This window comes from Kitasatospora sp. NPDC053308 (assembly GCF_055585785.1).
In genome coordinates this window covers 163,592-188,508 of the sequence record NZ_JBVJJY010000009.1, presented here as the reverse complement: position 1 = coordinate 188,508, position 24,917 = coordinate 163,592, and the positions used below count along the sequence as shown (strand labels likewise).

18 protein-coding genes are annotated in these 24,917 nt (G+C 75.1%); 12 read left to right on the top strand and 6 right to left on the bottom strand.

Annotation, left to right across the window (positions count from 1 at the left end; genetic code table 11):
• Positions 1–198 precede the first annotated feature (198 nt).
• Positions 199–1,098: a hypothetical protein gene (locus ACZ6Y7_RS21700; RefSeq protein ID WP_465759536.1), complete on the bottom strand. Its 900-nt coding sequence runs from the start codon at positions 1,096–1,098 to the stop codon at positions 199–201.
• A 170-nt stretch (positions 1,099–1,268) separates the two neighbouring features.
• Here ACZ6Y7_RS21700 and ACZ6Y7_RS21695 point away from each other — a divergent pair, with 170 nt between their 5' ends.
• Together ACZ6Y7_RS21695 and ACZ6Y7_RS21690 are read left to right on the top strand one after the other, a co-directional pair.
• Entirely contained in the window at positions 1,269–2,390 is a 1,122-nt protein-coding gene (locus ACZ6Y7_RS21695) for an alpha/beta hydrolase (RefSeq protein ID WP_465759535.1), read from the top strand.
• Positions 2,391–2,539: 149 nt separating this feature from the next.
• A complete protein-coding gene (locus tag ACZ6Y7_RS21690; protein WP_465759534.1) occupies positions 2,540–5,008 on the top strand; it encodes a glycosyltransferase family 39 protein in 2,469 nt (822 codons plus the stop codon).
• Between the two features lie 64 nt (positions 5,009–5,072).
• Here ACZ6Y7_RS21690 and ACZ6Y7_RS21685 read toward each other — a convergent pair whose 3' ends face one another.
• Both ACZ6Y7_RS21685 and moaA read right to left on the bottom strand, forming a co-directional pair.
• On the bottom strand, positions 5,073–6,635 hold the full coding sequence (locus ACZ6Y7_RS21685) for an alpha/beta hydrolase (RefSeq protein ID WP_465759533.1): 1,563 nt from the start codon (positions 6,633–6,635) through the stop codon (positions 5,073–5,075).
• A 75-nt stretch (positions 6,636–6,710) separates the two neighbouring features.
• Positions 6,711–7,706 carry a GTP 3',8-cyclase MoaA gene (gene moaA, locus ACZ6Y7_RS21680; RefSeq protein WP_465759532.1) on the bottom strand — a complete coding sequence of 332 codons (996 nt, stop codon included), beginning with the start codon at positions 7,704–7,706 and terminating at the stop codon, positions 6,711–6,713.
• 129 nt (positions 7,707–7,835) lie between these two features.
• Between moaA and ACZ6Y7_RS21675 the strand changes: the two genes are divergently transcribed.
• From ACZ6Y7_RS21675 to ACZ6Y7_RS21655, 5 genes are all read left to right on the top strand, one after another.
• The gene (locus ACZ6Y7_RS21675) at positions 7,836–8,453 is read left to right on the top strand and encodes a nucleotidyltransferase family protein (RefSeq protein ID WP_465759531.1); all 618 of its coding nucleotides are present in this window, start codon (positions 7,836–7,838) and stop codon (positions 8,451–8,453) included.
• A gap of 150 nt (positions 8,454–8,603) precedes the next feature.
• Positions 8,604–9,458 carry a hypothetical protein gene (locus ACZ6Y7_RS21670; protein WP_465759530.1) on the top strand — a complete coding sequence of 285 codons (855 nt, stop codon included), beginning with the start codon at positions 8,604–8,606 and terminating at the stop codon, positions 9,456–9,458.
• A gap of 398 nt (positions 9,459–9,856) precedes the next feature.
• Positions 9,857–10,624, top strand: a complete 768-nt coding sequence (locus tag ACZ6Y7_RS21665) for a hypothetical protein (RefSeq protein WP_465759529.1) — start codon at positions 9,857–9,859, stop codon at positions 10,622–10,624.
• A gap of 163 nt (positions 10,625–10,787) precedes the next feature.
• Positions 10,788–11,831, top strand: coding sequence for a (2Fe-2S)-binding protein (locus tag ACZ6Y7_RS21660; RefSeq protein ID WP_465759528.1), 1,044 nt, complete (start codon positions 10,788–10,790; stop codon positions 11,829–11,831).
• A 214-nt stretch (positions 11,832–12,045) separates the two neighbouring features.
• Positions 12,046–13,113 (top strand): DUF2637 domain-containing protein, encoded by a 1,068-nt coding sequence (locus ACZ6Y7_RS21655; protein ID WP_465759527.1) that lies wholly within the window; start codon positions 12,046–12,048, stop codon positions 13,111–13,113.
• A 203-nt stretch (positions 13,114–13,316) separates the two neighbouring features.
• Here ACZ6Y7_RS21655 and ACZ6Y7_RS21650 read toward each other — a convergent pair whose 3' ends face one another.
• Positions 13,317–15,578: a SpoIIE family protein phosphatase gene (locus tag ACZ6Y7_RS21650; RefSeq protein ID WP_465759526.1), complete on the bottom strand. Its 2,262-nt coding sequence runs from the start codon at positions 15,576–15,578 to the stop codon at positions 13,317–13,319.
• Between the two features lie 400 nt (positions 15,579–15,978).
• The gene (locus ACZ6Y7_RS21645; RefSeq protein ID WP_465759525.1) at positions 15,979–16,575 is read right to left on the bottom strand and encodes an ATP-binding protein; all 597 of its coding nucleotides are present in this window, start codon (positions 16,573–16,575) and stop codon (positions 15,979–15,981) included.
• A 517-nt stretch (positions 16,576–17,092) separates the two neighbouring features.
• Between ACZ6Y7_RS21645 and ACZ6Y7_RS21640 the strand changes: the two genes are divergently transcribed.
• The 4 genes from ACZ6Y7_RS21640 to ACZ6Y7_RS21625 all read left to right on the top strand — a co-directional run bounded on the left by ACZ6Y7_RS21640 (position 17,093) and on the right by ACZ6Y7_RS21625 (position 21,294).
• Positions 17,093–17,803, top strand: a complete 711-nt coding sequence (locus ACZ6Y7_RS21640) for an urease subunit gamma (RefSeq protein ID WP_465759524.1) — start codon at positions 17,093–17,095, stop codon at positions 17,801–17,803.
• Positions 17,800–19,521, top strand: a complete 1,722-nt coding sequence (locus tag ACZ6Y7_RS21635) for an urease subunit alpha (protein WP_465759523.1) — start codon at positions 17,800–17,802, stop codon at positions 19,519–19,521. Before ACZ6Y7_RS21640 ends, ACZ6Y7_RS21635 begins: the two co-directional genes overlap by 4 nt.
• Before the next feature lie 36 nt (positions 19,522–19,557).
• Positions 19,558–20,613: an agmatine deiminase family protein gene (locus ACZ6Y7_RS21630; protein ID WP_465759522.1), complete on the top strand. Its 1,056-nt coding sequence runs from the start codon at positions 19,558–19,560 to the stop codon at positions 20,611–20,613.
• An 81-nt stretch (positions 20,614–20,694) separates the two neighbouring features.
• Complete coding sequence (locus ACZ6Y7_RS21625) at positions 20,695–21,294, top strand: TetR/AcrR family transcriptional regulator (RefSeq protein ID WP_465759521.1); 600 nt, start codon at positions 20,695–20,697, stop codon at positions 21,292–21,294.
• A gap of 689 nt (positions 21,295–21,983) precedes the next feature.
• On the opposite strand, the gene ACZ6Y7_RS21620 is transcribed toward ACZ6Y7_RS21625, so the two are convergent.
• A complete protein-coding gene (locus tag ACZ6Y7_RS21620) occupies positions 21,984–23,837 on the bottom strand; it encodes a PP2C family serine/threonine-protein phosphatase (protein WP_465759520.1) in 1,854 nt (617 codons plus the stop codon).
• 385 nt (positions 23,838–24,222) lie between these two features.
• Here ACZ6Y7_RS21620 and ACZ6Y7_RS21615 point away from each other — a divergent pair, with 385 nt between their 5' ends.
• The gene (locus ACZ6Y7_RS21615; RefSeq protein ID WP_465759519.1) at positions 24,223–24,819 is read left to right on the top strand and encodes a hypothetical protein; all 597 of its coding nucleotides are present in this window, start codon (positions 24,223–24,225) and stop codon (positions 24,817–24,819) included.
• The last annotated feature ends 98 nt before the right edge of the window (positions 24,820–24,917 follow it).

Genomic DNA, 24,917 nt, shown 5'->3' with positions numbered 1-24,917 from the left:
CGGCCACCGCGACAAGTCTCTTGAACATGGCTCTCCTTGTGGGGGATCGCGGGGTGTACGACTGGTCGCCGACGCCCGCGCCGCACGAAAGTGCCATGGCCACTACAAGGGGTCAACGGTTCCGACCGAACTCGCCACTCCCCGCCGCCCGTTGTGCCACCGGGCGGTCACCACCCGTCCCGGTATGCCCGTTACGCCCTAGGGCTGCGGGACCTCGCTCGCCGCCTTGGACGAGGAGTCGGCGTTGCCCTTGCCGTCGTCCGCACGGAGCTTGACGGTCCAGATCGTCCCGCCTCCGTCCGGCGTGAACTCGTGCTGCTTCCCCACCTTGACGAACCGGCAGTTCTGCGTGAACTGCTTCAGTTCGGAGTCCCAGTCCACTCCGGTCGTGTAGTAGATCTCGTACGACCCGTCCTTGACGCCCTCGATGGTGGCCACCTGCCCCTTGGCCGCGTACCCCGACGCCACCGCCTTGCCGTCCGCCGCGAGCGTGAAGACGGCGTCCAGCTCCCCGTTGTTGTTGAACTTCAGCGTGCCGTTGCCGCCGTTCCCCGCGTCCCGGACCACGGTGCCGTTGTGCAGGGACCGCGGCTGCGGCTGCGGTTTGGGCAGCTCCGGCACGGTGAGGGCGGTCTGGTAGCCGGCCGTCGCCAGCTTCGCCAGCGCGGCCGGGACCGCCGCCAGGCCCTGGCCGGCGCCGAGCCTGGCCTGGACGACCCCGACGGTGCACAGCTTCTTGTCATTGAGCTCGACGCGAATCGACAACGCCTCGGAGGCGAGCGCGTTCAGGCCGTTCACCAGCTCGGTGCGCGCCTGCTCGGCCCCGGCGGGCGCGGCGGCGGTGTTCAGGTTGCGGGCGGCACGGTCGGCGCTGGACTCGACGGTGGCGAGCGCGACACCGACTTCGTCCGTGGTCCTGGCCGCCGCCACCTTCGCGAGGCCGGTGTCGATCGGTTCGATGGCCTGGCCGAGCGTTGTCCCGTACGGCGTCGGCACGGCCGTCGGCGACGCGCTCGGCGCGGCGGTCCCGGCGCCCCCGCCTCCCGAACAGGCCGCGAGCAGCAGCACCCCTCCGATGACCGAACCGAACCGGAACACGGACCCCGTGGACCTCACGACCCCACCCCTGACGTCATCCGGCACGCGCTCCCCACGCGTGCACGAACGGACATGGTGCCGAGCACGAACCACCCCCGTCAACAGCGTCCGGACGATCACCCGACGGGCCCGCCCCGGGGCGCCCGTCGGGGTCAACTACGATCGGGCACGTGCTCAGCCTCACCGGACTCCCCCTCCAGATCATCGCCGCGGTCCTCGCGATCGCCGTCTTCGCCGCCACCATGTGGCTCTGGCCGCGGTTCGGCGGGAAGGGCTGGAAGGCCTGGCTGGGCCGGATCGGGGCCTTCCTGGCCACCCAGGTCGCGGTGCTGGTCGCGATGGGGCTGGTGGCCAACAGCTACTTCGGCTTCTACAGCTCCTGGACCGACCTGCTCGGCACCAGCGGCAAGCTGGGCACGGTGGTCGACCACACGCCGAACGCCTCCGGGGTGGCCGTCACCGGCCAGCAGAGCTTCTACTCCTCCCAGGGTTCGGACCCGCAGCGCTCGGGCCTGATCCAGCAGGTCGCCGTCAAAGGAGCGGGCAGCGGTCTGAGCACCGAGGCGTACGTCTACCTGCCGCCGCAGTACTTCCAGCCGGACTTCGCCAAGCAGCGCTTCCCGATGGCCCTGGTGCTGACCGGCTACCCGGGCACGCCGGAGAAGCTGATCTCGCTGATGCAGTACCCGGCCTCGACGCTCGCCGCGATCGAGGAGAAGAAGCTGCCGCCGACCATCCTGGTGATGACCCGCCCGACCCTGGTCGGCAACCGGGACACCGAGTGCGTGGACGTGCCGAACGGCCCGCAGGTGGAGACCTTCTTCACCAGTGACCTGCCCAAGGCCCTGGCCGGCACCTACCGGATCGGCTCCGACCCGGCCAACCGGGCCGTGATCGGCAACTCCACCGGCGGCTACTGCGCGCTCAAGTTCGCGCTGCGCAAGCCCGACTCCTACCCCGCCGCGGTCGCGCTCTCCGGCTACTACAGCGCGGCCCACGACCCGAGCACCGGTGACCTGTTCGACGGCAACGCCCAGCTGAAGCAGGAGAACGACCTGCTGTGGCGGTTGAAGAACCAGCCGCCGGCGCCGGTCTCGCTGCTGCTGACCACGGCCTACGACGAGAACAACTACGAGGAGACCAAGGCCATGGTCGCCGCCTTCAAGGCCCCGACCACGATGTCCACGATCACCCTGGACACCGCCGGCCACAACTTCCACACCTGGACCAGGGAGATCCCCCCGGCCCTGGAGTGGCTGGGCAAGCACATCACCATGCCGCCGTCGGCCTGACACACACCCGCGCCCTGACACCCGCGCCTGTCGCCCCCGCCATGCCCCGCCCCCGCTGACACCGGCGGAGGACCGGCGCCCCGCAGATCACACCCGGCTCACACCCCCGTCTCACGGTCCTCTCAGCCGCGCCACCCACCGTATGGCGCATGACCACGAGCAGCTACTCCCCTCCGGCCGGCGACCCGTGGCCCGAGGCCGCGAACTACCCGCCACCGGAGGTACCGCCGTCGGGTGCGGCCCGGCCGGTCCCGGCCCCGCTCTTCCCCGAGCAGCCCCTGCCGCCCACCGGGCCCAAGGGGTTCGCCTCCTGGTCCGGCCGGCTGCGCACCCTCCCGGCCCGCGCCTGGCGCGGGCGCGCGGACGACCCGCGCTGGGTGCGCCCGGCCCTGCTGGCGCTGCTGGCCGCGACCGCCGTCCTCTACCTGTGGGGCCTGAGCGCCTCGGGCTGGGCCAACGCGTTCTACTCGGCCGCCGTGCAGGCCGGTACGCAGAGCTGGAAGGCCCTCTTCTTCGGCTCCTCCGACGCCGGGAACTTCATCACCGTCGACAAGCCCCCGGCCTCGCTGTGGCCGATGGCGCTGTCGGCGCGCGTCTTCGGCCTGTCCTCCTGGTCGGTGCTGGCCCCGCAGGCGCTGATGGGCACGGCCACCGTCGGCGTGCTGTACGCGACGGTGCGCCGCCGCTTCTCCCCGCTCGGCGGCCTGCTGGCCGGCGCCGCGCTGGCGCTCACCCCGGTGGCGGCGCTGATGTTCCGCTTCAACAACCCGGACGCGCTGCTGGTGCTGCTGCTGACGCTGGCGGCGTACGGGCTGGTGCGGGCGACCGAGACGGCGAGCACCCGCTGGCTGCTGTTCACCGGCGTCATGTTCGGCCTCGCCTTCCTCACCAAGACCCTGGCGGCGTTCCTGATCCTGCCCGCCTTCGCGGTGATCTACCTGGTCGTGGCGCCCACCGGCTTCTGGCGGCGGGTGCGGCAGACCCTGCTCGCCGGGGTCGCGCTGCTGGTCTCCGGCGGCTGGTGGGTCGCGATCGTCGAGCTGATGCCGGCCTCGGCCCGCCCGTACATCGGCGGCTCGCAGGACAACAGCTTCCTCTCGCTCACCTTCGGCTACAACGGCCTCGGTCGGGTGGACGGCAACGAGCGCGGCAGCGTGGGCGGCGGCGGACGGATGCCGGCCGGGCTCGACCTGCCGGGCGGCGCGATGCCCGGTGGCGGCCGCGGCTGGGGCGAGACCGGCCTGACCAGGATGTTCGGCACCGACATCGGCGGGCAGATCGCCTGGCTGCTGCCGGCCGCGCTGATCCTGCTGCTGGTCGGCCTCTGGGCGACCCGCCGCTACGCCCGGACCGACACCGCCCGCGCGGCGTTCCTGATCTGGGGCGGCTGGCTGCTCTCCACCGCGCTGGTCTTCAGCTTCATGTCCGGGATCTTCCACCAGTACTACACGGTGGCGCTGGCCCCGGCCGTGGCGGCGTTGGTCGGCATGGGCGTGGACGGGCTGTGGCGGGCCCGGCACCGGCTGCCCTGGGCGCTGGTGCTGGCGGGGACGCTCGCGGTGACGGCGGTCTGGGCGTTCGTCCTGCTCGGCCGCAGCTCGGACTTCCTGCCGTGGCTGCGCTGGGCGGTGCTCGTCGGCGGGCTGGCGGCGGCGGTCGCGCTGGTCGGCGGGCAGCTCGCGGGACGGGCGTCCGGCCGGACGGGTGCGCGGATCGCCATGGCGGCGGGCCTGGTGGGCCTGGCCGCGTCGCTCGGCGGTCCGGCGGCGTACGCGGTGGACACCGTCGGCACTCCGCACACCGGCTCGATCGTGACCGCGGGACCGGGCGTGCAGGGCGCGTTCGGACCGGGCGGGGCCGGACGCAGGGGCGGCAAGGGCTTCCCGGGCGGCGGCAACGGCCGTTCGTTCGGCCAGGGCGGCCAGCGCGGCCAAGGCGGCCAGGGGGGCCAGGCGGGCCAGCAGGGCTTCCCCGGCGGATTCCCCGGCTTCCCGGGCAACGGCTCCGGCAACGGCAACGGCTCCGACCAGGCGAACGGACGCCACCAGCGCGGCGCCGGCGGCACCTTCCCCGGTGCCTCGGGTGCCCCCGGCGCGACCGGCCCGGAGGGCTTCGGCGGGACGGCCCCCGGCGGCCCGGGCGGCGGCATGGGCGGCGGCATGGGCGGCCTGCTCGGCGGCACCAAGGTGAGCGACGAGGCCGCCGCCCTCCTCAAGGAGAACGCCGACCACTACACCTGGGCGGCCGCCACCGTCGGCTCGCAGAACGCCGCCAGCTACCAACTCGCCACCGGCAAACCGGTGATGGCCCTCGGCGGCTTCAACGGCACCGACCCCTCGCTGAGCCTGGCGGGCTTCCAGCAGTACGTCCAGGAGGGCAAGGTCCACTGGTTCATCGCCGGTGGCGCCCGCGGCGGCTTCAACGGTTTCGGCGGCGCGAACCCCGGCGCGAACGCCGACACCGGCACCGGCACCGGCACCGGCACCGGCACCGCCGCCGGCGCCGGCGAGCGGCAGCAGTCGGAGAACACCCGGATCGAGTCCTGGGTGGCCGCCCACTTCACCGCCAGGACGGTCGGCTCGGCCACCTTCTACGACCTGACGGCCCCGACCTCCTGACCCCGCAACGCCGGAGGGGGCGTGCCGCGCGAACGCGGCACGCCCCCTCCGGCGTTCCTCGGACTCAGTCGGACGGGCAGTGCGTTCCCTCGGCCGGCATCCGGCCGTCCACCAGGAACGCCGTGATCGCCGACCGGACGCATCCGCTCTTGTCGTACGCGGTGTGCCCGTCCCCCTCCCGGGTGAGCAGGACGCCGTGCTCCAGCCCGGCGGCCAGCCGCTGCGCCCACGGGTACGGCGTGACCGGGTCCTCGGTGGAGCCGACGACCAGGATCGGGCCGCTGCCGTGCGCCCGGACGGTGTGCGGGCGTTCGGTCGAGCGGTACGGCCAGGGGCGGCAGTCCGGGGTGAGCAGGGTGGTGAGGGGGTTGTGCCGGCTGGTCAGCGGGGCCTGGGCGGCGAGGTCGGCGAGGGCCGCGCTCAGCCCGGGCTCGGTGGGCGCCGGCAGGTCCACGCAGGAGATGGCCGCGAAGGCGTCCGCGGCGGTCGTGTAACTTCCGTTCTCCGCACGGCCGTTGGCGCCGTCGGCGAGGCCGAGGAGGCCGTCGGCCTCGCCCTGGGTGAGGGCCGGGGCGAGGGCCTCGCGCAGCCGGTACCAGGAGCGCCGGCCGTCGTAGAGCACGTTGAGGACGCCGGCCCAGGCGAGGGCGGCGGTGAGGGTGCGGCCGTCGCCGGCGCGCAGCGGGTGGGTGCTCAGGCCGTCGAGGAACCTCGCGAGGCGTTGCGGGGCGGTGGCCGGGTCGGTGCCGATCGGGCAGCCGTCCGGGTCGTCGGTGGCGCAGGCGGCGGCGAAGGCCCGGAAGGCGGTCTCGGCGGCGACGGCCTGCTCGACGTCGAGCCGCATCGGTTCGGTGCCGTGCTCGACGGCGCCGTCGAGCGCGAGGCGGCCGGTGCGGTCGGGGAACTCCTCGGCGTAGACCGCGCCCAGGTGGGTGCCGTAGGACAGGCCGAGGAAGTTCAGCTTGCGTTCGCCGAGGGCACCGCGCAGCACGTCGAGGTCGCGGGCGGTGTCGCGGGTGCCGACGTGCGGGAGCAGGCCGGCCTGCCGGGACCGGCAGGCGTCGGCGAGGATCCGGCCGTGGTCGTAGGCCTGGTCGTCGGTGGCGTTCCACTGGTCGCGGGTGTGGTCGTCGAGGCAGGTGACCGGGCTGGTGACCCCGGCGCCGCGCGGGTCGAAGCCGACCAGATCGAAGCGCTCGTGCAGCTGCTGGTAGGTCTGCCAGTCCCAACGGACCATGCTGATGCCGGAGTTGCCGGGCCCTCCGGGGTTCACCAGGAGGGCGCCGATCCGCCGGCGCGGGTCGGCGGCGGGCAGCCGGGCGAGGCCGACGTCGATGGTGCTGCCGCCGGGGTCGGCGTAGTCCAGCGGCACGGTGAGCGTGCCGCACTCGATGGTCGGTCCGTCCTGGCCGGCGTCGGTCTCGTCGGGGCAGTTCCGCCAGTCGATCCGCTGGCCGTAGAGGGCGCGCAGGGCCGGGGCGGCGGTGGCGGCCACCAGGTCGTCGAGCGGCGGCCGCGGGCCGGCGCGGCCCGCCCCGGCGGAGCCGGTACAGCCGCCCAGCAGGGCGAGGGCCGCGGCGAGGGCCGGCAGGGCGCGCCTGGGGAGCCGGGAGATCTTCGGGGACACCGCCCACGAATACCATCCGACTCGCACCCGGCGCACACCGGGCCCGGCGCCGGCAAGCCCCGGTGCGGCGTCGTCTCAGCCGCCGATCGCCGACATCGGGCGGTCGGGCCGGACGAAGTCCGCGCTGCCGATGGCGTGTCCGGGCCCCTTGCCGGCCACCGAGGCCCGCCAGGCGGCCTCGATCGCCGCGTCGTCCGCCCCGCCGCGCAGCAGCGCCCGCAGGTCGGACTCCTCCGTCGCGAAGAGGCAGTTGCGCAGCTGCCCGTCCGCGGTGAGCCGGACCCGGTCGCAGCCGCCGCAGAACGGTCGGGTGACCGAGGCGATCACGCCGACGACGGCGTCGGTGCCGGCGATCCGCCACTCCTCCGCCGGGGCGCTGCCGTGCCGCCCCACCGGGACGAGGTCGAAGCGCTCCCCGAGGGCGGCCAGGATCTCCTCCGCCGTCACCATCGCCGTACGGTCCCACGCCCCCTGGGCGTCCAGCGGCATCGACTCGATGAACCGCATCCGGTACCCGTGGTCGACGGCGAACTCGGCCAGCGCGACGATCTCGTCCTCGTTCACCCCGCGCACCGGCACCGCGTTCACCTTCACCGGCCCCAGCCCCGCAGCCTTCGCCGCCGCCATCCCGGCCAGCACGTCGGCCAGCCGGTCCCGCCGGGTGATGGCCGCGAACCGCTCCGGGCGCAGCGTGTCCAGGCTGACGTTCACCCGCCCCAGTCCGGCCTCGCGCAGCGCGACCGCGGTGCGCCCCAGGCCGATCCCGTTGGTGGTCAGCGACAGTTCCACGCCGAGCGCGGCGAGCCGTCCGACCAGTCCCGGCAGGCCCCGCCGCAGCAGCGGTTCGCCGCCCGTCAGCCGGACGGAGGCGATCCCCAGCCGCCGGACGGCGATCCGTACCAGCCGCACCACCTCGTCGTCGTCGAGCACCTCCGCCCGGGCGAGCCAGTCCAGCCCCTCCGCCGGCATGCAGTACGTGCAGCGCAGGTTGCAGCGGTCGGTCAGCGAGACCCGCAGATCGGTGTGGACCCGGCCGAAGCGGTCCACCAGCGGGTGCGGTGCGGTGTTCATCGACCCAGTACAGGCGGCGGGCGCCCGCAGGACCAGCGGCCGAACCACCGGGGGGCGGCCGCCACCTGCGGCGTCCCGTTGTGGATTCGCACAATGCGCGCGCCCGCCCCGGAGGGGCAGGCTGGGCGCATGCAGACTGCGCCGACCCCCGCCGGGCCCGCCCCGGTCGCCGCCCTCGTGCTCGCCGCCGGGGGCGGGCGGCGCCTGGGCGGGCGGCCCAAGGCCCTGATCAGGTACGGGGGCCGGCCGCTGGTGGAGCACGCGGTGGCGGTGGTCCGGGCCGGCGGTTGCGCGGACGTCACGGTGGTGCTGGGCGCCGCGGGCGAGCGGGTCCGGGCGACCGCCCACCTGCCGGGCTGCCGGCTGGTGGCCAACCCGGACTGGGCGGGCGGCATGGGCTCCTCGCTGCGGGTCGGCCTGGCCGCCCTGCCACCGCGGGCCCCGGCGGTGCTGGTCATGCTGGTGGACACCCCGGGCGTCACCCCGGCCGCGGTGGCCCGGCTGCTGGCCGCGCACCGGAGCGGCGCGGAGCTGGCCGCGGCGGCCTACCACGGGCGGCGCGGCCACCCGGTGCTGATCGGCGCCCGGCACTTCGCCGAGGCCGCCGCGGGCGCCTCCGGCGACGCCGGGGCCCGCGCCCTGCTGGCGGCGCACGCGGCGGAGGTCGTCCTGGTCGAGTGCGCCGACGTCGCCGCCCCGGACGACCTCGACACCCCCGCCGACCTGGCCCGCTGGTCCGCCGGCTGACCGTCGTCCTCGGGGCGGAGGCCGCCTCCGCCCCGACGGTCGGGGGCCCCTGATCCGTCCCTGAGGATTGCCCCATTCCGCGCCCAACGCCGGACATTTCGGGGAGCATGGGAATCGTCCCACCCACCCACACGACGGACGGAGCCCGCGATGGCAGGACTGCCCGACGACTTCACCGGACACGACCCCTCGCGGCCGGGGGCGGGCGGTGGCGCCCGGGCGATCCGCTGCCCCGCCTGCCGCCGGGAGCACCTGTACGAGCCGCCGTCGCTGCCCTGCCCCTGCGGCGCCTCGCTGAAGGTGCCGCTGCTGCGCGGCGGGGTGCCGGTGCAGGTGCGGTTCCGCTCCTGGGAGGACTCCTGGCTGAGCATGCGCTGCCCGCACTGCGGCCGCTCCGACCAGTGGCCGCAGCCCGAGTTCACCTGCAACTGCGGTGCCACCGTCCGGCTGCCGGTGGACCGCACCACCCGCCTCGGCAGCGGTACGGCCGGCCCGCTGGCCGCCGCCGGCCCGCAGGCCGCCCACCCCCACCCGGCCCACCCGATGGGCGCGCCGGTGCCCTCCCCGCCCGCGCCGCCCGGCGCCCCCGCCGGCCGCTCCCGCCCGTTCCGCCACCGCACGCCGTTCCGGCCGCACCCGGTGCGCACCTCCCAGGACGCGGTGTTCACCGCCGCCCGCTACCTGGAGTGGCTCGGTTTCGACGACCTGGAACTGACGGAGGCCCAGGAGCGCGACGGCGTGACCCTGTTGGGCAGCCGGATGGTCGCCCAGGTCGACACCTGGACCGAGCCGGCCGACGTGAAGTCGGTCGAGTGCCTCTGGCTGCAGACCCTGCACGCCGAGGAGATGGCCGCCGCGATGTTCACCCTCGCGGGTTATTCGCACCAGGCCACCGTGCGCGGCGAACAGCTGCTGGTGGCGCTGTTCAGCCTGGACCTGGCGGGGGTGCCGCAGCCCGCGAACGGCGCCGCCGAGGCCCTGATGGAGACCGGCTGGACCTCCTGACCGCCCTCCGGCCGCCCTCCGGCCGCCTTCTGACGGCCTCCTGACGGCCTCGACAGCGCGTCCCCGGCGCCGCTCGTCGGCGTCCCGACCGCCACCCGGCCGCCGGTCGACCGCCGGCCGACCGCCGGGGCGCCCCACTAGATCATTTCGCCGCCGAACGCAACAACCTCCGCTCGTGATCTGGTGCACAAGCTCACCCCCGTGTTGAATTGCCGCCACAGCGCGGGCCTTTCGCCCTGCCGTCGCCATGCGCACGGGTCGTGGCGGCAGGGCCCCAGGGGCGGGCCCGTGCCCTGCCGGATGGCGCACACAAGGAGGTGGCGTTGTCGGAGCACGGATGGGGTCCGAGCGGCCCGGAGGGGCGGGGGCGGGCGGCAGCGGAGGAGCCGGGCGACACCGTGTGGCGACTGCGGTCCCGGGGGTGCTGGCAGGAGGCCGCCGAACTGTTGCGCCCGGCCGCCGAGCAGGACCCGTCGGCGGCCCTCGGGCGAGCCGAACTCCTCATCGAGCAGTGCCTGTTCACCGCGGCCAACTGGACCCAGGCGGAGCAGGCGCTGCGCCTGGCGGAGGCACTGGCGGCCGGCACCGAGCAGCGCGCGGCCGCCGCCTGCGCCCGCGGCTTCCTCGCGTACGTGGCGAGCGTGCTCGGTCCGCGCGACCGGCTGGACGAGGCACAGGCCGCGCTCGGCCGCACCTCGGCCCTGCTGCCGCCGGACGCGCCCGGCCGCCCGCTGCTGGACTTCCGGCGCGGACTGGTCGCCGAGAACCTGCTGCGCGACCGCAGCGCCGCCTGGATCGCCTACCGGCGGGCGCACGAGGGCGCCGGCGAGCGCGGGGACGAACTGCTGCGCTCGTACACCTGGCGCCACCTGGGCGCGCTGGCGCTCTCCCGCGGGGACCGCGGCAACGCCCGGGAGGGCTTCGACGCCTCCCTGCGGCTGCGCGAGCAACTCGGGTTCACGGTGGGGGTGGCTCCGGCGCTCGCGGCGCTCGCCGAGGTGTCCGAGGCCGCCGAGGCCGCCCGGCTGCGCGCCGAGGCGACCCGCCTGGTGCACGCCCTGGGCGGGGTGCCGGTCTGGCTCGCGCGCCAGCTGGGCGCCGCCCGCGCGCCGGTGCCTCCCCCGGACGGACGCATCGTCGGCGAGACCCGGGGAACCATCAGCTAAGGTGAGCCTAACCTGGCCGGGGGGAGCAGTACCCCGGCCGGGGCGCCTTGCCGTTCCCCGGGCACCGCCATGCCCCGGTCCGGCCGCGCCCGGCACCGACACCGCCGGCGGGCGCGGCCGGGCGGTCCATGGGCGACCCCGGTCGACCCGATGGGGCCTGCCCATGTCCGCGAGCAGCACCAGGCCCGGCCGCGCGCCGTGCGCCCCCCGCACCCCCGGCGCGCACGCCTCCGCACCCGACCTCCCGGGCACTGCGAGCACCCCGGACACCTCCGCCCGGCCCGCCGCCCGGGCCACCCCCAGCCCACCGGCCACCCCCGGCCCACCGGCCGCTCCCCGCACCCCCGGCGCGCACGCCCCTTCCTCCGCTCCGGCGCCCGACACCCCGGGCGCCCCCTCGTACCACCGGCTGACCGGGCTCACCCCCGTGCTCAGCGTGCGCTGCGCCCCACCCCCGCGCGGCCGCGGCTGGCTCCGCGCCGCCGACCTGGCCACCCGGCCCGAGGCGGTGCGCGCGCTGATCGCCCACGACGCCCGGCGCGGACTCGCCCGCTACGGGCGGCCGCTGCGCCCGGACGTCGCGGCCGGCTTCGGGCTGCACCGCTTCGTCTGGCCGGTCTCCCTGCTGTTCACGCTGCCGTGGTTCCTGGAGCGCCGGGTGCCGCTGCTCCCCCTCGCGGACGTCGCACTGCGCCGTCGGCCCGAGTCCGTCGAACTGACCGTCCGCCCGGGGGAGTTCGCCTGCCTGCCGGACGACCCGGTGGCCGGTTCACCGCGCGCCCGTACGGTGCCGGACGAGGGCGCGCTGGCCGCCGAACTGCGGTGCGCCCTGGGCGGGTTCCTCGCCCCGGTGCTGGCCGCCTTCCGCCCGGAGGCGCGCCGCGGCCCCCGGGTGCTCTGGGCGATGGCCACCGACGCGGTGGTCGAGGGGCTCTGCTACGCGGGCGGACTGCTCGGGGAGCCGGAACGGGCGCGCGCCGAGCTGTCCGCGCTGTTGGAACCCACCGACCCCGCGCACGCGCCCGGCGCGGACGGGGGCCCCGCCGCCGCCCCGGCCCCCTTCACCCCGGGAGCCGGCTTCGCGCCCCCGGCGCCCGGGCACGGGGACGCTTCGAGTACGGACCGGCTCCGGGCCAGCTGTTGCCTCGTCTACACCGCCGAACCGCGGGAGATGTGCGGCGGCTGCCCCCGCGTCACGCGATGTTGACGAAAATCCCTTCGACCGGGAAACCGAAAAGCCGGTCATTCCGGGAATCGCCCACATCGAATTCATACGACGATGCGATTGGCGCGGAGCCAGAAATCCCTCTCCTCAGCGCATTGACAGCGAATCAGTCATTCGACCGCCGAGCATCCGTCATGATGGTCCCCGCCATCACGACGTGGGAACGCGACGCAGGAAAGCGAGGCTGGTTCCGGCGATGAAATTGTCCGACATACCGCTCGGGTGGGCCGTCACCGGGGTCGCGGGGCTGCTGGTCAGCGCGCTCCTGGTGGCCCTGCTCCGCAGCCGGGGATCCGCGAGCGCCTCCGGCCCGGATTCCTGGGAGCGCTCCGAGGAACGGCGCCGCCGCAAGGAATCCCTGTACGGGGCCGCCTCGTACACCCTGCTGTTCTGCTGTGCCGCCGTCGCCGCCGCGCTCTCCTTCCACGGGCTGGTCGGCTTCGGCGTGCAGAACCTGGGCCTGTCCGACGGCTGGGAGTACCTCGTCCCGTTCGGCCTGGACGGCGCTGCGATGTTCTGCTCGGTCCTCGCCGTCCGCGAGGCCAGCCACGGCGACGCGGCCTTCGGCTCACGGCTGCTGGTCTGGCTCTTCGCCGGCGCCTCGGCCTGGTTCAACTGGGTGCACGCCCCGCGCGGCTTCGGCCACGCCGGCGCCCCGCAGTTCTTCTCCGGGATGTCCCTCTCGGCGGCGATCCTGTTCGACCGGGCGCTCAAGCAGACCCGCCGGGCCGCACTGCGCGAGCAGGGCCTGGTCCCCCGGCCCCTGCCGCAGATCCGCATCGTCCGCTGGCTGCGCGCCCCGCGCGAGACCTACGCGGCCTGGTCGCTGATGCTCCTGGAGGGCGTGCGCAGCCTGGACGAGGCGGTGGACGAGGTCCGCGAGGACAGGCGGGAACGCGCCCTGGACAAGGAACGCCGCAAGTTGGCCGGGCGCCGCGAGCGGGCCGAGATCCGGGCCATCAACCGCTCCCACAGCTCCTGGCGCCGCGGCACCGGCGCGCGACAGCTGGAGTCCGGCTCGGAGCCCGCCATAGCCGGCGGGCCCGGGGCCGAGCGACCAGCCGCCACCGAACGGGCCGGAGTGGAACGGGCCGCCGCACCGCGCGAGGTCGAGCCCGCCGAGGGCACGGTCGTCCAGCCCGGGCTGCCGGCCCGCCCGGAGCGGCGCACCATCGACCTGACCCTGGAGGAGGACACCGTGACGCTCCCCCGGCTGGACTCGCTGGAGCGCAAACTGAAGGACCTAGAGCAGCAGTTCGGCTGACACCCCGCCGCCCCGCGCGCTCCCCGGGGCGCCGGCGATCCCGTCCGGGAGCCGTCGGCGCCCCGGCCGCTTGGGTCGCCCCGGCCGCTTCGTTCGCGCCCGACGCTTCAGGCGCGCCGGACACGTCAGGCACGCAGGGCGCTCGCCCCCCCCGGTCGCCGCCCTGGCCGCCTGGCCGCCTGGCCGCCCTGGGCGCTCAGTGCTCAGGCCGCCGCGCCGCTGAGCTCGAACCACATCCGCTTGCCGGACCCGCGCGGCTCCACGCCCCAGGAGTCCGCCAGCGCCTCCACCAGCATCAGGCCGCGCCCGGAGGAGGCCTGCTCCCCCGGGGTCCGGCGGGTCGGCCACAGATCCGACTCGTCCTCCACCTCGACCCGCAGCCGGGCCCGTCCGCCGTCCTGCTCCGGCTCCCGGTAGAGCCGGGCGGTGAACATGGCGTCCCGGTCGGTGTGCCGGATCGCGTTGGTGACCAGTTCGGAGGAGAGCAGCTCGGCGGTGTCGATGAACTCGGCCACGCCCCAGCGGCGCAGCGCGTCGCGCAGCTCGGCCCGGACCTCGGCGACCCGCGCCAGGTCGGCCTGGCCGATCCGGCGGCGCAGCTGCTGGGCGGCGAGGCCGCCCGCCGGGCCGTCCCAGCGCAGCAGCAGCAGCGCTATGTCGTCCTCGCGCTCGCTGGAGTCGGCGGCCTGGGAGGCGATCCGGTCGGCCAGCTCCTCCAGCGGGTCGCGGGCCGCCTGCGCGGTGGGCGGCAGCGGGTGGGCGAGCGTCCGGGTGAGCCGGGCGATGCCCTCGTCCAGGTCCATGCCGCGCGCCTCGACCAGGCCGTCGGTGCAGAGCAGCACCGTCTCGCCCGGGTCCAGGCTGAACCGGGTGACCCGGTACTCCTGGTCCGGGTCGATGCCCAGCGGCAGCCCGCCCGCCACCGGCACCGCGGCGGCGGTGCCGTCCGCGCGGCGCACCACCGGGTCGAGGTGGCCGGCCCGGACGGCGTAGACCACGCCGTAGTCCACGTTGACCTCGGCGTAGGTGCAGGTCGCGAAGTGGTCGGTGTCCAGGTCGGCGAGGAAGCGGGAGGCGCGGGCCATCACGGCGGCGGGCGGGTGGCCCTCGGCCGCGTAGGCGCGCAGCGCGATCCGCAGCTGGCCCATGATCCCGGCGGCGTGCACGTCGTGGCCCTGGACGTCGCCGATCACCAGGCCGACGTGCCCGCCGGGCAGCGGCACCACGTCGTACCAGTCGCCGCCGATCTGCAGCCCGGAGCCGGCCGCGAGGTAGCGCACCGCGGTGGTCACGCCCGGGACGGACGGGACGGTGCGCGGCAGCATCACCCGCTGCAGGCCGGCCGCCAGCTCGTGCTCGGCGTCGTGCAGCCGGGCCCGGGCCAGCGACTGGGCGACCAGTCCGCCCAGGGTGGTCAGCAGGGTGCGCTCGTCCGCGTCCAGCTCGCGCTCGTCGTCGAAGCTGACCACGCAGACGCCGATCGCCCGGCCGCTGGCCACCAGCGGCAGATACGCCCAGGAGCCGCGGCCGGTGCGGCTGGTCGGCTCCCACACCTCGGGGTAGCCGTCGCGGAACTCCTCGCGGGTCGAGACGAACACCGGCGCCCGGTGCCGCAGCGCCTCGGCGGCCGGGTGGCCGGCGGGCAGGACGGCGCGGTCCCAGACCGCCAGCGTCTCGGCGCGGTAGCCCGAGGCGCCGAGGATCTTGGCCCGTCCGGCTTCGAAGGAGGCCAGCACCAGGCCGTCCGGGGGCAGTCCGGGCAGCGGCAGCTCGGTGAACACCCGGGCCACGTCACGGACGGTGACGGCTTCGGAGAGGGCCCGGGCCGCCTCCTTGATGAACCGGGAGCGCTCCTCGCGCAGCAGGGCCATCCGGTCGGCGCGGTCGCGCTTGTGCAGTTCGACGGTGGCGTCCCAGACGAAGCCGACCATCCGGGAGGCGCGGCCGAAGGCGTCGGCGAGCACCCGGCCGCGGAAGCGGACCGCGCGCATGGTGCCGCTGGGCCCGACGGTGCGGTAGTAGGCGCCGCACTGGCCGAGTTCGGCGACCGCCCGCTCGACCCGGCGGCGCACCACCGGGGCGTCCTCGGGGTGCAGCAGGGCCAGGAAGGAGTCGGCGGTGCGGTCGAAGCGGGCCTGCTCGGCGGTGTCCAGGCCCATGATCGCGCAGGCCCGCTGGTCGCCCTCCAGGACGTCGCGGCGGATGTCCCAGTCGAAGGAGCCGATGCCGTTGGCCGCCATCGCAGGCTCCAGCCAGTCCGGCATGGAGTCGGCGGAGGCGGGCGGCAGTCCGCCGGACAGCACGGGCGCCAGCCGGGCGGCGGCGAGGCCGGGGGACGGACGCACGGCGTGGGACCGCCGGGCGGGCTGCGCGGCGACGCGGGCCTCGGCGACACGCGGCTCGGGGGTCCGCGGGTGGGCGACGCGCGGCTCGGCGGCGCGCGGCCCCGCCGTGCGCGGCTCCACGACTCCGGGCTCCACGGCGCCGGGTGCTGCGGTTCTGGGCTCTGCGGTTCGCGGCTCGGCGGCGGACACGCCGGGAGTTAGCGCCGGCCCCGGCGACTCGGGCTCAGTGGGCATGCTGCTCCTGCCGCTGCCGTGGCGGACCGCGCCGACCGTCCGGACGGGCCGCGTGGCGATGTGATGGGTCGTGCTGGATGGGACGGTGCCGGCGGACGGTGGTCAGTCGAGGTTCGGTCTCCCCGCTGCTTCCCGCACGTGGACACACATTCCCACCATCCTGGCCAATGTTCCGCCGAGCGGCAATGCCAACGGGCCGGAAATCTTCCGCCCCGCCTTCTGTTCAGGGCTTCCTTCGACAGCGAATCAATCGACCGCGAACAATCGTACGGCCGTGCGACCGGGCTCAGGGGGACGCGAGTTCGAACCAGGTGACCTTTCCGTCCCCTCTCAGCTGCACGCCCCAGGAGTCCGCCAGCGCCTCCACCAGCATCAGGCCGCGCCCCGAGGTCGCGTACTCGCCCTCCGGGTCGCGCCGGCGACCGGGCAGCCTGCTCGTGCCGTCCTGCACCTCGATGCGCAGCCGGTGGTCCGAGCCGAGCACCGCGTCGAAGACCGCGCCCTTGGCGGTGTGCAGCAGCGCGTTGGTGACCAGCTCGGAGGAGAGCAGCTCGGCGGTGTCGGACAGCTCCGGCACCCCCCAGTGGCTCAGCGCGGTGCGCAGCCGCCGCCGCACCGAGCCCACCGCGACCAGATCGGCCGCGTCGAGCGTCAGGTGCAGCCGCCGGTGCAGTGCGCAGCCGGGGGCCGACGCGCCCGGCAGGGCCGTCCCGGTCGAGCCGGTCGAGCCGGTCGAGCCGGTGGCACCGTTCGCCCCCGCGGCGCCGGCGGGACCGGTGGTGCCCGTCGCCCCGGTGCCGCCGGCCGTGCCCCGGGGCGGCCCGGACCGGTAGGCGTCGCCCGAACTCGTGCGCTGACGCGGGAATCGCGACTGACCGTCCATCACCACATGCCCCCGCCCTGGAATCCGGCCCCCGCCTCCGGATCCCCCGCCGGCCGGGTGGCCCCCTCGATCTGACCACCATCCTCATGCCCAGTTGACGGCGTTTGCAACAGTGTGCGTCCGATCACGTGGGGTGAAAGGGGCACGGGGAGGTTCGCGTGATCCAACTGCCCGCGCCGGACAGGTTTGCGAAGCGCAGAGGCCCGTTCCGAACCCGCCGCCGCCCGATCCCGCGCACACCCCGCGCCCGTACGAGCCGTGCGCCCGACCGCGCGCCCCCTGCTCCACCCCCGCCGCGCGCCCGGCCCCTCGGTCCGGTCCGGCGCCCCGGCCCGGGCCCCTCACCCCCATCCCCCGCCCAGGGAGCCGAACCCGCGCGGACCGGCAACGCTGGACAGGGCGGCCCGGTCCGGGTTCAATGGCCCGAGATGTTTGAACGACGTTCTAACATCGACCCCGGAAGCCCCCGAGGCCCCCGAGCCGACCCCCCTCCCCCGGCGACCGCGAGCGAGGAACCGTGCGACTGACCCCCACCGAGCGGGACCGGCTGCTGATCTTCACAGCAGCCGAACTGGCCCGCGCCCGCCGAGCCCGAGGCGTACGCCTCAACATCCCCGAGGCCACCGCCCTGATCGCGGACACCGTCTGCGAGGCCGCCCGCGACGGCCGGCGCCTGGCCGAGGCCATCGAGGCCGGCCGTTCCGTGCTGACCGCCGACGACGTGCTGCCCGGCGTGCCGGACGTGGTCACCGTCGTCCAGGTCGAGGCCGTCTTCGAGGACGGCACCCGCCTCGCCGTGGTCAACGACCCGTTCAAGGGCGCCGGCTCGCTCGGCGACGAGGCGCCCGGCGGAGCGCTGATCGGCGACGGCGCCGGCTACGACCCGGTCGAGGAGACGCTGCTGCTCCCCGTCCACAACACCTCCGAGGTGCCGATCTCGGTCACCTCGCACTTCCACTTCTTCGAGGCCAACCCGCGCCTGGCCTTCGACCGCGCCGCCGCGTACGGCACCCACCTGGCCGTACCGGCCGGCTCCTCGGTGCGCTTCGACCCGGGCGCCACCGTCGAGGTCGGCCTGGTGCCGATCGGCGGCGAGCGGGTCGCGATCGGCTTCGCGGGGCTCGTGGACGGGCCGCTGGACGCGCCCGGCGCCAAGGAGGCCGCCCTGGCCAAGGCCCGCGCGACCGGCTACCTGACCAGCTTCGACGACGCGGAGGTGCCGTCATGAGTTCGATCACCCCCCACGACTACATCTCCGTGCACGGCCCGCGCGCCGGGGACCGGATCCGGCTCGGCGACAGCGGTCTGATCGTCCGCGTCGAGTCCGACTCCCAGGCACCCGGCGACGAGTTCCTGGCCGGCTTCGGCAAGACCGCCCGCGACGGCCTGCACCTCAAGCCCGCGGCCGTCCGCGACACCTGCGACGTGGTGATCAGCAACGTGCTGGTGATCGACGCGGTCCAGGGCATCCGCAAGACCTCGATCGGCCTGATCGGCGGCCGGATCGCCTCGATCGGCCGGGCCGGCAACCCGGACACCCTGGACGGCGTCGACGTCGTGGTCGGCACCGGCACCACGATCGTCTCCGGCGAGGGCATGATCGCCACCGCCGGCGCCATCGACACCCACGTCCACCTGCTCTCGCCGCGGATCATGGAGGCCTCGCTGGCCTCCGGCGTCACCACGATCATCGGCCAGGAGTTCGGCCCGGTCTGGGGCGTCGGCGTCAACTCGCCCTGGGCCCTGCGGCACGCGTTCAACGCCTTCGACGCCTGGCCGGTCAACATCGGCTTCCTGGGCCGCGGTTCGTCCTCCGACCCGGCCCCGCTGGTGGAGGCGCTGGCCGAGGGCGGCGCGTCCGGCTTCAAGGTGCACGAGGACATGGGCGCCCACACCCGCGCGCTGGACACCGCGCTGCGGGTCGCCGAGGAGTACGACGTCCAGGTCGCCCTGCACACCGACGGGTTGAACGAGTGCCTGTCCGTCGAGGACACCCTGAAGGTGCTGGAGGGCCGGACCATCCACGCCTTCCACATCGAGGGCTGCGGCGGCGGACACGTCCCCAACGTGCTGAAGATGGCGGGCGTGCCGAACGTCATCGGCTCCTCCACCAACCCCACCCTGCCGTTCGGCCGGGACGCCCTCGGCGAGCACTTCGGCATGATCGTCTCCGCGCACGACCTCAAGGTCGACCTGCCCGGCGACGCCGCGATGGCCCGCGACCGCATCCGCGCCGGCACCATGGGCGCCGAGGACGTGCTGCACGACCTCGGGGTCATCGGCATCACCTCCTCCGACGCCCAGGGCATGGGCCGGGCCGGCGAGACCGTGCGCCGCACCTTCGCCATGGCCGGCAAGATGAAGGCGGAGCTCGGCCCGCTCGACGGCACCGGCTCGTACGGGACGACGGAGAGCGGCGACGACAACGAGCGCGTGCTGCGCTACATCGCCAAGCTCACCATCAACCCGGCCATCGCGCACGGCCTCGTCCACGAGGTCGGCTCGATCGAGGTCGGCAAGCTCGCCGACATCGTGCTCTGGCGCCCGGACCACTTCGGCGCCAAGCCGCAGCTCGTCCTCAAGGCCGGATTCCCCGCGTACGGTGTGGTCGGCGACCCCAACGCCTCCACCGACCGCTGCGAACCCCTCGTCCTGGGGCCGCAGTTCGGCGCCCACGGGGCCACCGCCGCCGACATCTCGGTGGCCTTCGTCGCCCAGGCCGCCGCCGACGGCGCCTACCTCGACCGCCCCGCCGACGGGCTGCCCACCCGCCGCCGCCGCGTCGGCGTCCGGGGCACCCGCGGCATCGGGCCGCGCGACATGGTGCGCAACGCCCGCGTCGGCCACGTCGAGGTCACCGAGACCGGGCTGGTCTCGCTGGACGGCTCGCCGCTGCGCTCCGAACCGGCCGACAGCGTCTCGCTCAGCCGGCTCTACTTCCTCTGATCTCCCCTGATCTCCCCCGCCCCCAAGGACTCGACGATGACCACCCCCACCACCCCCACGCCCGCCTCGCTCGGCTACCGGATGCCCGCCGAGTGGCACCCGCACGACCGCACCTGGATGGCCTTCCCCACCACCAACCCCACCTTCGACAGCCCCGAGGCGCTGCACGCCGGCCGGGAGGCGTGGGCCGCCGTCGCCGACACCATCGTGAAGTACGAGCCGGTGACGCTGATCGTCAACACCGGCGAGACGGCCGAGGCCCGCAAGTACGTCTCCGAGCGGGTCGAGATCGTCGAGCGCCCGCTGAACGACGCGTGGATGCGCGACATCGGCCCGTCCTTCCTGATCGACGGCAAGGGCTCGGTGGCCGCCGCCGACTGGATCTTCAACGGCTGGGGCGCGCAGTCCTGGGCCCGCTGGGACAAGGACCAGCACGTCGCCGAGCACATCGGCGAGCTGACCGGGGTCCGGCGCTTCGCCTCCCGGCTGATCAACGAGGGCGGCGGCATCCACGTCGACGGCGAGGGCACGGTGCTGGTCACCGAGACCGTCCAGCTCGGCGAGGGCCGCAACTCCGACTGGACCAAGGAGGAGGTCGAGGCCGAGCTGCACGCCTTCCTCGGCACCACCAAGGCGATCTGGCTGCCGCGCGGACTCACCCGCGACTACGACGAGTTCGGCACCCGCGGGCACATCGACATCGTCGCCTCCTTCGTGCGCCCCGGCGTCGTGGTCGCCCACGTCCAGCCCGACCCCGCGCACCCGGACCACGAGGTCTGCCAGGAACTCGTCGCCATCCTGCGCGCCTCGACCGACGCCCAGGGCCGGCCGCTGGAGGTCATCGAACTGCCCGCCCCCACCGTCCTGCTGGACGAGGACGGCGAGCCGGTCGACTACTCCTACATCAACCACTACGTGGCCAACGGCGCCGTGATCCTGTGCGCCTTCGCCGACCCCCGCGACCAGGAGGCCGCCGCCATCCTCGGCCGCGCCTACCCGGGCCGCACCGTCGAACTCGTCGACGCCCGCGAGATCTTCGCCAACGGCGGCGGCATCCACTGCATCACCCAGCAGCAGCCCAAGGCGCTCTGACACCCGCACCCCGGGCGGGAGCCGCGCGCTCCCGCCCGGGTAGCCTTCGAACCTCCGTTCCACCGAGGGAGAGCAACGCACATGGCGGACCCCCGCCCGCGCCGGCCGGCACGCCCCCGCGAGGAGGTCTTCGCCACCGCCCGGGCCGCGATCGCCGAACACGGGCTCGCCAAACTCACCATGGCCGGGCTCGGCAAACAGCTCCAGATGAGCGCCGGACACCTGCTCTACTACTTCGGCAGCAAGGACCAGCTGCTGCTGGAGACCCTCCGCTGGAGCGAGGACCAGCTCGGCGCCCGCCGCCGCGACGCCCTCGCCGACCACTCCCTCGACCCCTGGCAGCGCCTCGACGCGTACCTGCGCCTCTACCTGCCCGAGGGGGCGGGGGACCCGCGCTGGATCCTCTGGGTCGAGGTGTGGGGGCGCTCACCGGCGAGCGCCGAGATCCGCCAGGGCCAGCAGGAGATCGAGGCCCCCTGGCAGGCCGACCTGGTGGCCCTCATCGAGGAGGGCACCGCCAGCGGCCACTTCACCCCGGGCCCCGCCGCCGACCGCGCCACCCAGCTCCGCGCCCTCCTGGACGGTCTCGCCGTCCCGATCGCCATCGGCCTCCCCGGCACCCACCCCCCGGCCGCCCTCACCCAGGCCACCGCCGTCGCCACCATCCTCCTCCGCACCTGAGGGGCGAAAATCAGCAGACCGGTCTACAGATTCCCCCGCCACCCCGGATCCTCCGCGCGCACCAGAAGTCGGCCAGGTCGACTTCCTGCGCAGCAGCACCGTTCGGGCGCAGAAAATCTGTAGACCGGTCTACAGATGTGTCTCGCCGCGGAAACCACGTGTGGGCACCAGAAGTCGGGTGGGCCGACTTCTGACGCGCCCTTCACGCCAGAGCTCCACTCCACCCATCGCAGACCTCGGGAAAATATGCAGACCGGTCTACAGATTTACCGGACCGGGAGGGAGCGCCCCAAAAGTCGGCCCGCCGACTTTCTGCGTACCGGCACACGGGCACACGGGGAGGAATATGTCGACCGGTCTACCGATTCGCCCCAGCGCGTGCACCAGAAGTCGGGTGGGCCGACTTCTGACGCGCCCTTCACGTCAACTCCACCCCGCCCATCGCAGGCCTCAGGAAAATATGCAGACCGGTCTACAGATTGACCCGGACCCGGGACGAGCGTCCCAAAAGTCGGCCGGGCCGACTTCCTGTGCAGCCTCACGCGGGCACAGGGTAAGGAATATGTCGACCGGTCTACAGATTTCTCCCGGCGCGTGCACCAGAAGTCGGGTGGGCCGACTTCTGGTGCGTGGGGGCGTCGGGAGCATCCGGGGTGGGGCCGGGCCGGTCGGCGGGTCCGGGGGCCCTCCTACTCGGTCCAGATCGCGGCGGCGGTGCGGTCGTCGGCGTAGCCCTTGGCGCGGACCTGGACTTGGCGCAGGAAGTCCACGGTGCCCGGCGGGTGGGGGTGGGCCCAGTGGGTGGAGAGGAAGTGGGCGACGGCGGGTTCGTCGGCGATCGGCCGGGCCAGGCCCGGGGTGCAGAGGAGCAGGATGTCGCCCGGGGTCGCGGGGACGAGCCGGAAGCGGAACGGGCGCGGCTCCGGGACCGGGGCCTCGGGTACCGGCGGCTGCCCGTCCGGGTGGTGCAGCAGCCGGGCCGCGTACGCGTCGATCCAGTGCCCGGACCGCAGCAGGTAGAGGCCGCCCGGGCCGACGCCGAAGGCCGCGCGGTAGCCGGCGGCCGGGTCGAGCGACACCATCAGGCAGTGCAGCGAGGCCGGGGAAGGCGTCTCGTCCCCCTCCGCCCGGGGTGTCAGCGCGCGCAACGGGGCGGCGGCGCTGGTGGCCAGCCGCTGGAGCCCGTAGCGGAGCCGGTCCCGGGCGCCGTCGCGCAGGTCGGCGGCGAGCCCGGCCCGGCTGCGTCCGATGGCGGCGGCCAGGTGGCGGCAGGCCTCACCGCTCGCGGTGGCGACGGCCTCCGGGCCGACCGTGTCGTCCGCCGCGCCGCCCGTCCGGTCGAAACCGCCGAGGACGGCGAGCAGCAGTCCCTCGGGCCCGTCCCCGAACCGGGTGACCAGCAGGGAGTCCCGGCGCGGCTCGCCCCGGTAGCGGGCGGAGTCGCCCCGGACGGACGCGGCGCGCAGCACCGACGGCCCGTACTGCGCACCCTCCAGCACGGTGTCCGGGACGAGTGCGCGCAGGGCGCCCGGGTCCGCCTCCGGGACGGCCGTCGGCTCGGGTCCGTACGTCGGGGGGCGCTCGCCGACGTGCGGGACGGCGGCCCCGCCGTCGGCGAGCGGTGCGCGGACGGGCGGCCGGGGGTCGGGGACGGTGGCGGTGGGGGGCAGTGGTTCCGGCTCGGGCTCGGTGGCCGGCGCGTGGTCGGGCTCGGGTTCGGGAGTCGGCTCGGGGGCGGGCTCGGGTTCGGGAGTCGGCTCGGGGGCGGGCGCTTCGAGGACGTCCGTCGGTACGGGCGCTTCGGCGCGCTCGGGCTCGGCTTCGGGAACGGCGGCCTCGGGCGTGGCTTCGGGCTCGGGCTCTGGGGCTTCGGCCGCAACGGGCTCCGGCTCGCCTTCGGGCTCGGGGGCTACGCCGGCCACGGCCTCCGGCTCCGGCTCCGGCACGGGGACGGACGGTGGAGTGTCCTTCTCCAGGGACACCCGAGCCGCCTCCGGCTCCGAGGGGTCGTCGGCGAAGGCGGGCGCCCGGAACCGGTGGGTGTCCGTGGAGGCGGACGCCGTCCGCTGCCGCCCGATCGCCGTCGCTCCCCCGATCACCCCGACCGCCGTGTCGAACCAGTCGTCGAGGCTGTCGCCGCCGTCCCGCGTGGGCTCGGGCTGCTCCGCCTCGCCGGCCGACGGCCCGCCTGCCTCCGTCTCCCCGACCAGCGGCCCCGCCACCGAGGGCTCCCCGGCCGACGGCCCCCCTGCCTCCGCCTCGCCTGCCTCCGCCTCCCCGACCGGCGGCCCCGCCACCGAGGGCTCCCCGGCCGACGGCTCTCCCACCGACGGCTCCGCCACCGAAGGCTCCCCGGTCGACGGCTCCGCCGACCGCTGCTGTCCGATGAGCCCGACCGCCGTGTCGAACCAGTCGTCCACGCTGCCGTCCCCCGGGTCGGCGTGCGGGGTGTCCGGGAGGGTGCCCGCCGGGCCGTCGTAGACGGTGTCCCACCAGCCGTCCTCCGGCCGGTGCGGCTGTGCGGGTGCACCCTGCTTGCTCATCTGGCGGCTCCTGCTCGGTCCGTGGTCGCGCGCCGCCCCCCGGCGGGCCGGGCTCGACGTCATTGTTCTCCAGGTGCAACGACCCTGTCCGGGATTCGGCGACAACCGGTCACCCAGCGGAACATCCCGGCCATGGCGCCGACCAGCCGGTTCGTCGACCGCGCGGCGCCGTGTCACCGCGGGTGTCACCGTCCGGCCGCCGCCCGTCGATCGTCCGTCTGCCGCCCGTCCGCCGCCGGTTCGCCGCTGGTTCGCTTCCGTTCCGTCCGTGCTTGCCGGATGTGCCCGGAGCAGGGCGTTTCCTGGACATCCGGGTGGCTGGGCCCCTGAAAATGAGGGCCGATGGGGGGCATCGCTTCACTCGTTCGGCTGATTAAATGTCCGCATGACCGCGTCGGCCCCCAGCTCGTCCCGACCGGGGAGGGCCGCACCGGCGGGCCGCCCGGTGGGTGCGCTGTTGGTCCTGCTGCTCGTCGCCCTGCTGGCGATGCTGCCCTGCGCGGGCCAGGCGAAGGCGATGGACGGGCCCGCCCGGCCGGCGCCGACCGCGGGCCCGGTCAGTGCCGTCACCGTCGTCAGCGTCCAGGTCGCGACCGGTCAGGCGCCCCCCACCGGCCACGCCGCGTCCACCACCACCCGGCCCGCCAGGGCCGCGAAGCTCGCCGGGGCCCCCTGGGCCGCCGAGGCTGCCCCGGGGGCGAAGACCCCTAAGGCCGCCGACCCGCACCGCATCGCCGAGGACCAGGGGCACTGGATCCTCTGCACCGCCGACGGCCAGCCCCCGCGCAACAACGGCTGTTCCAGCCACCCGTACTGCCCGCAGGACGCCCAGCTGCCCAATCCGCCGCCGCAGCCGCAGCCCGCCGTGTCACCGCTCGCCCCGGCCGCGCCCGAGGCGCTGCCCCGGGTGGTGCCCGCGGGCCTGCTGGACGGTTCGCACCCGGCGCCCGATCTGCACGCGCTGCAGGTCCACCGGTCCTGAGCGGAACCCACCGCCGGCCCAGCCGCCGGCGGATCCGCCCCGCCTCACCTTCCAGCCGACCGCCGCCACCGACCGGTGCGCGGCGGAGACAAGGACAC

What these genes read in the sequence shown, in the direction of transcription:
- ACZ6Y7_RS21690 (WP_465759534.1), top strand. Translation starts at nt 2,540, where the DNA reads ATGACCACGAGCAGCTACTCCCCTCCGGCCGGCGACCCGTGGCCCGAG.
- moaA (WP_465759532.1), bottom strand. Translation starts at nt 7,706, where the DNA reads ATGAACACCGCACCGCACCCGCTGGTGGACCGCTTCGGCCGGGTCCAC.
- ACZ6Y7_RS21675 (WP_465759531.1), top strand. Translation starts at nt 7,836, where the DNA reads ATGCAGACTGCGCCGACCCCCGCCGGGCCCGCCCCGGTCGCCGCCCTC.
- ACZ6Y7_RS21670 (WP_465759530.1), top strand. Translation starts at nt 8,604, where the DNA reads ATGGCAGGACTGCCCGACGACTTCACCGGACACGACCCCTCGCGGCCG.
- ACZ6Y7_RS21660 (WP_465759528.1), top strand. Translation starts at nt 10,788, where the DNA reads ATGTCCGCGAGCAGCACCAGGCCCGGCCGCGCGCCGTGCGCCCCCCGC.
- ACZ6Y7_RS21655 (WP_465759527.1), top strand. Translation starts at nt 12,046, where the DNA reads ATGAAATTGTCCGACATACCGCTCGGGTGGGCCGTCACCGGGGTCGCG.
- ACZ6Y7_RS21645 (WP_465759525.1), bottom strand. Translation starts at nt 16,575, where the DNA reads ATGGACGGTCAGTCGCGATTCCCGCGTCAGCGCACGAGTTCGGGCGAC.
- ACZ6Y7_RS21635 (WP_465759523.1), top strand. Translation starts at nt 17,800, where the DNA reads ATGAGTTCGATCACCCCCCACGACTACATCTCCGTGCACGGCCCGCGC.
- ACZ6Y7_RS21630 (WP_465759522.1), top strand. Translation starts at nt 19,558, where the DNA reads ATGACCACCCCCACCACCCCCACGCCCGCCTCGCTCGGCTACCGGATG.
- ACZ6Y7_RS21625 (WP_465759521.1), top strand. Translation starts at nt 20,695, where the DNA reads ATGGCGGACCCCCGCCCGCGCCGGCCGGCACGCCCCCGCGAGGAGGTC.
- ACZ6Y7_RS21620 (WP_465759520.1), bottom strand. Translation starts at nt 23,837, where the DNA reads ATGAGCAAGCAGGGTGCACCCGCACAGCCGCACCGGCCGGAGGACGGC.
- ACZ6Y7_RS21615 (WP_465759519.1), top strand. Translation starts at nt 24,223, where the DNA reads ATGACCGCGTCGGCCCCCAGCTCGTCCCGACCGGGGAGGGCCGCACCG.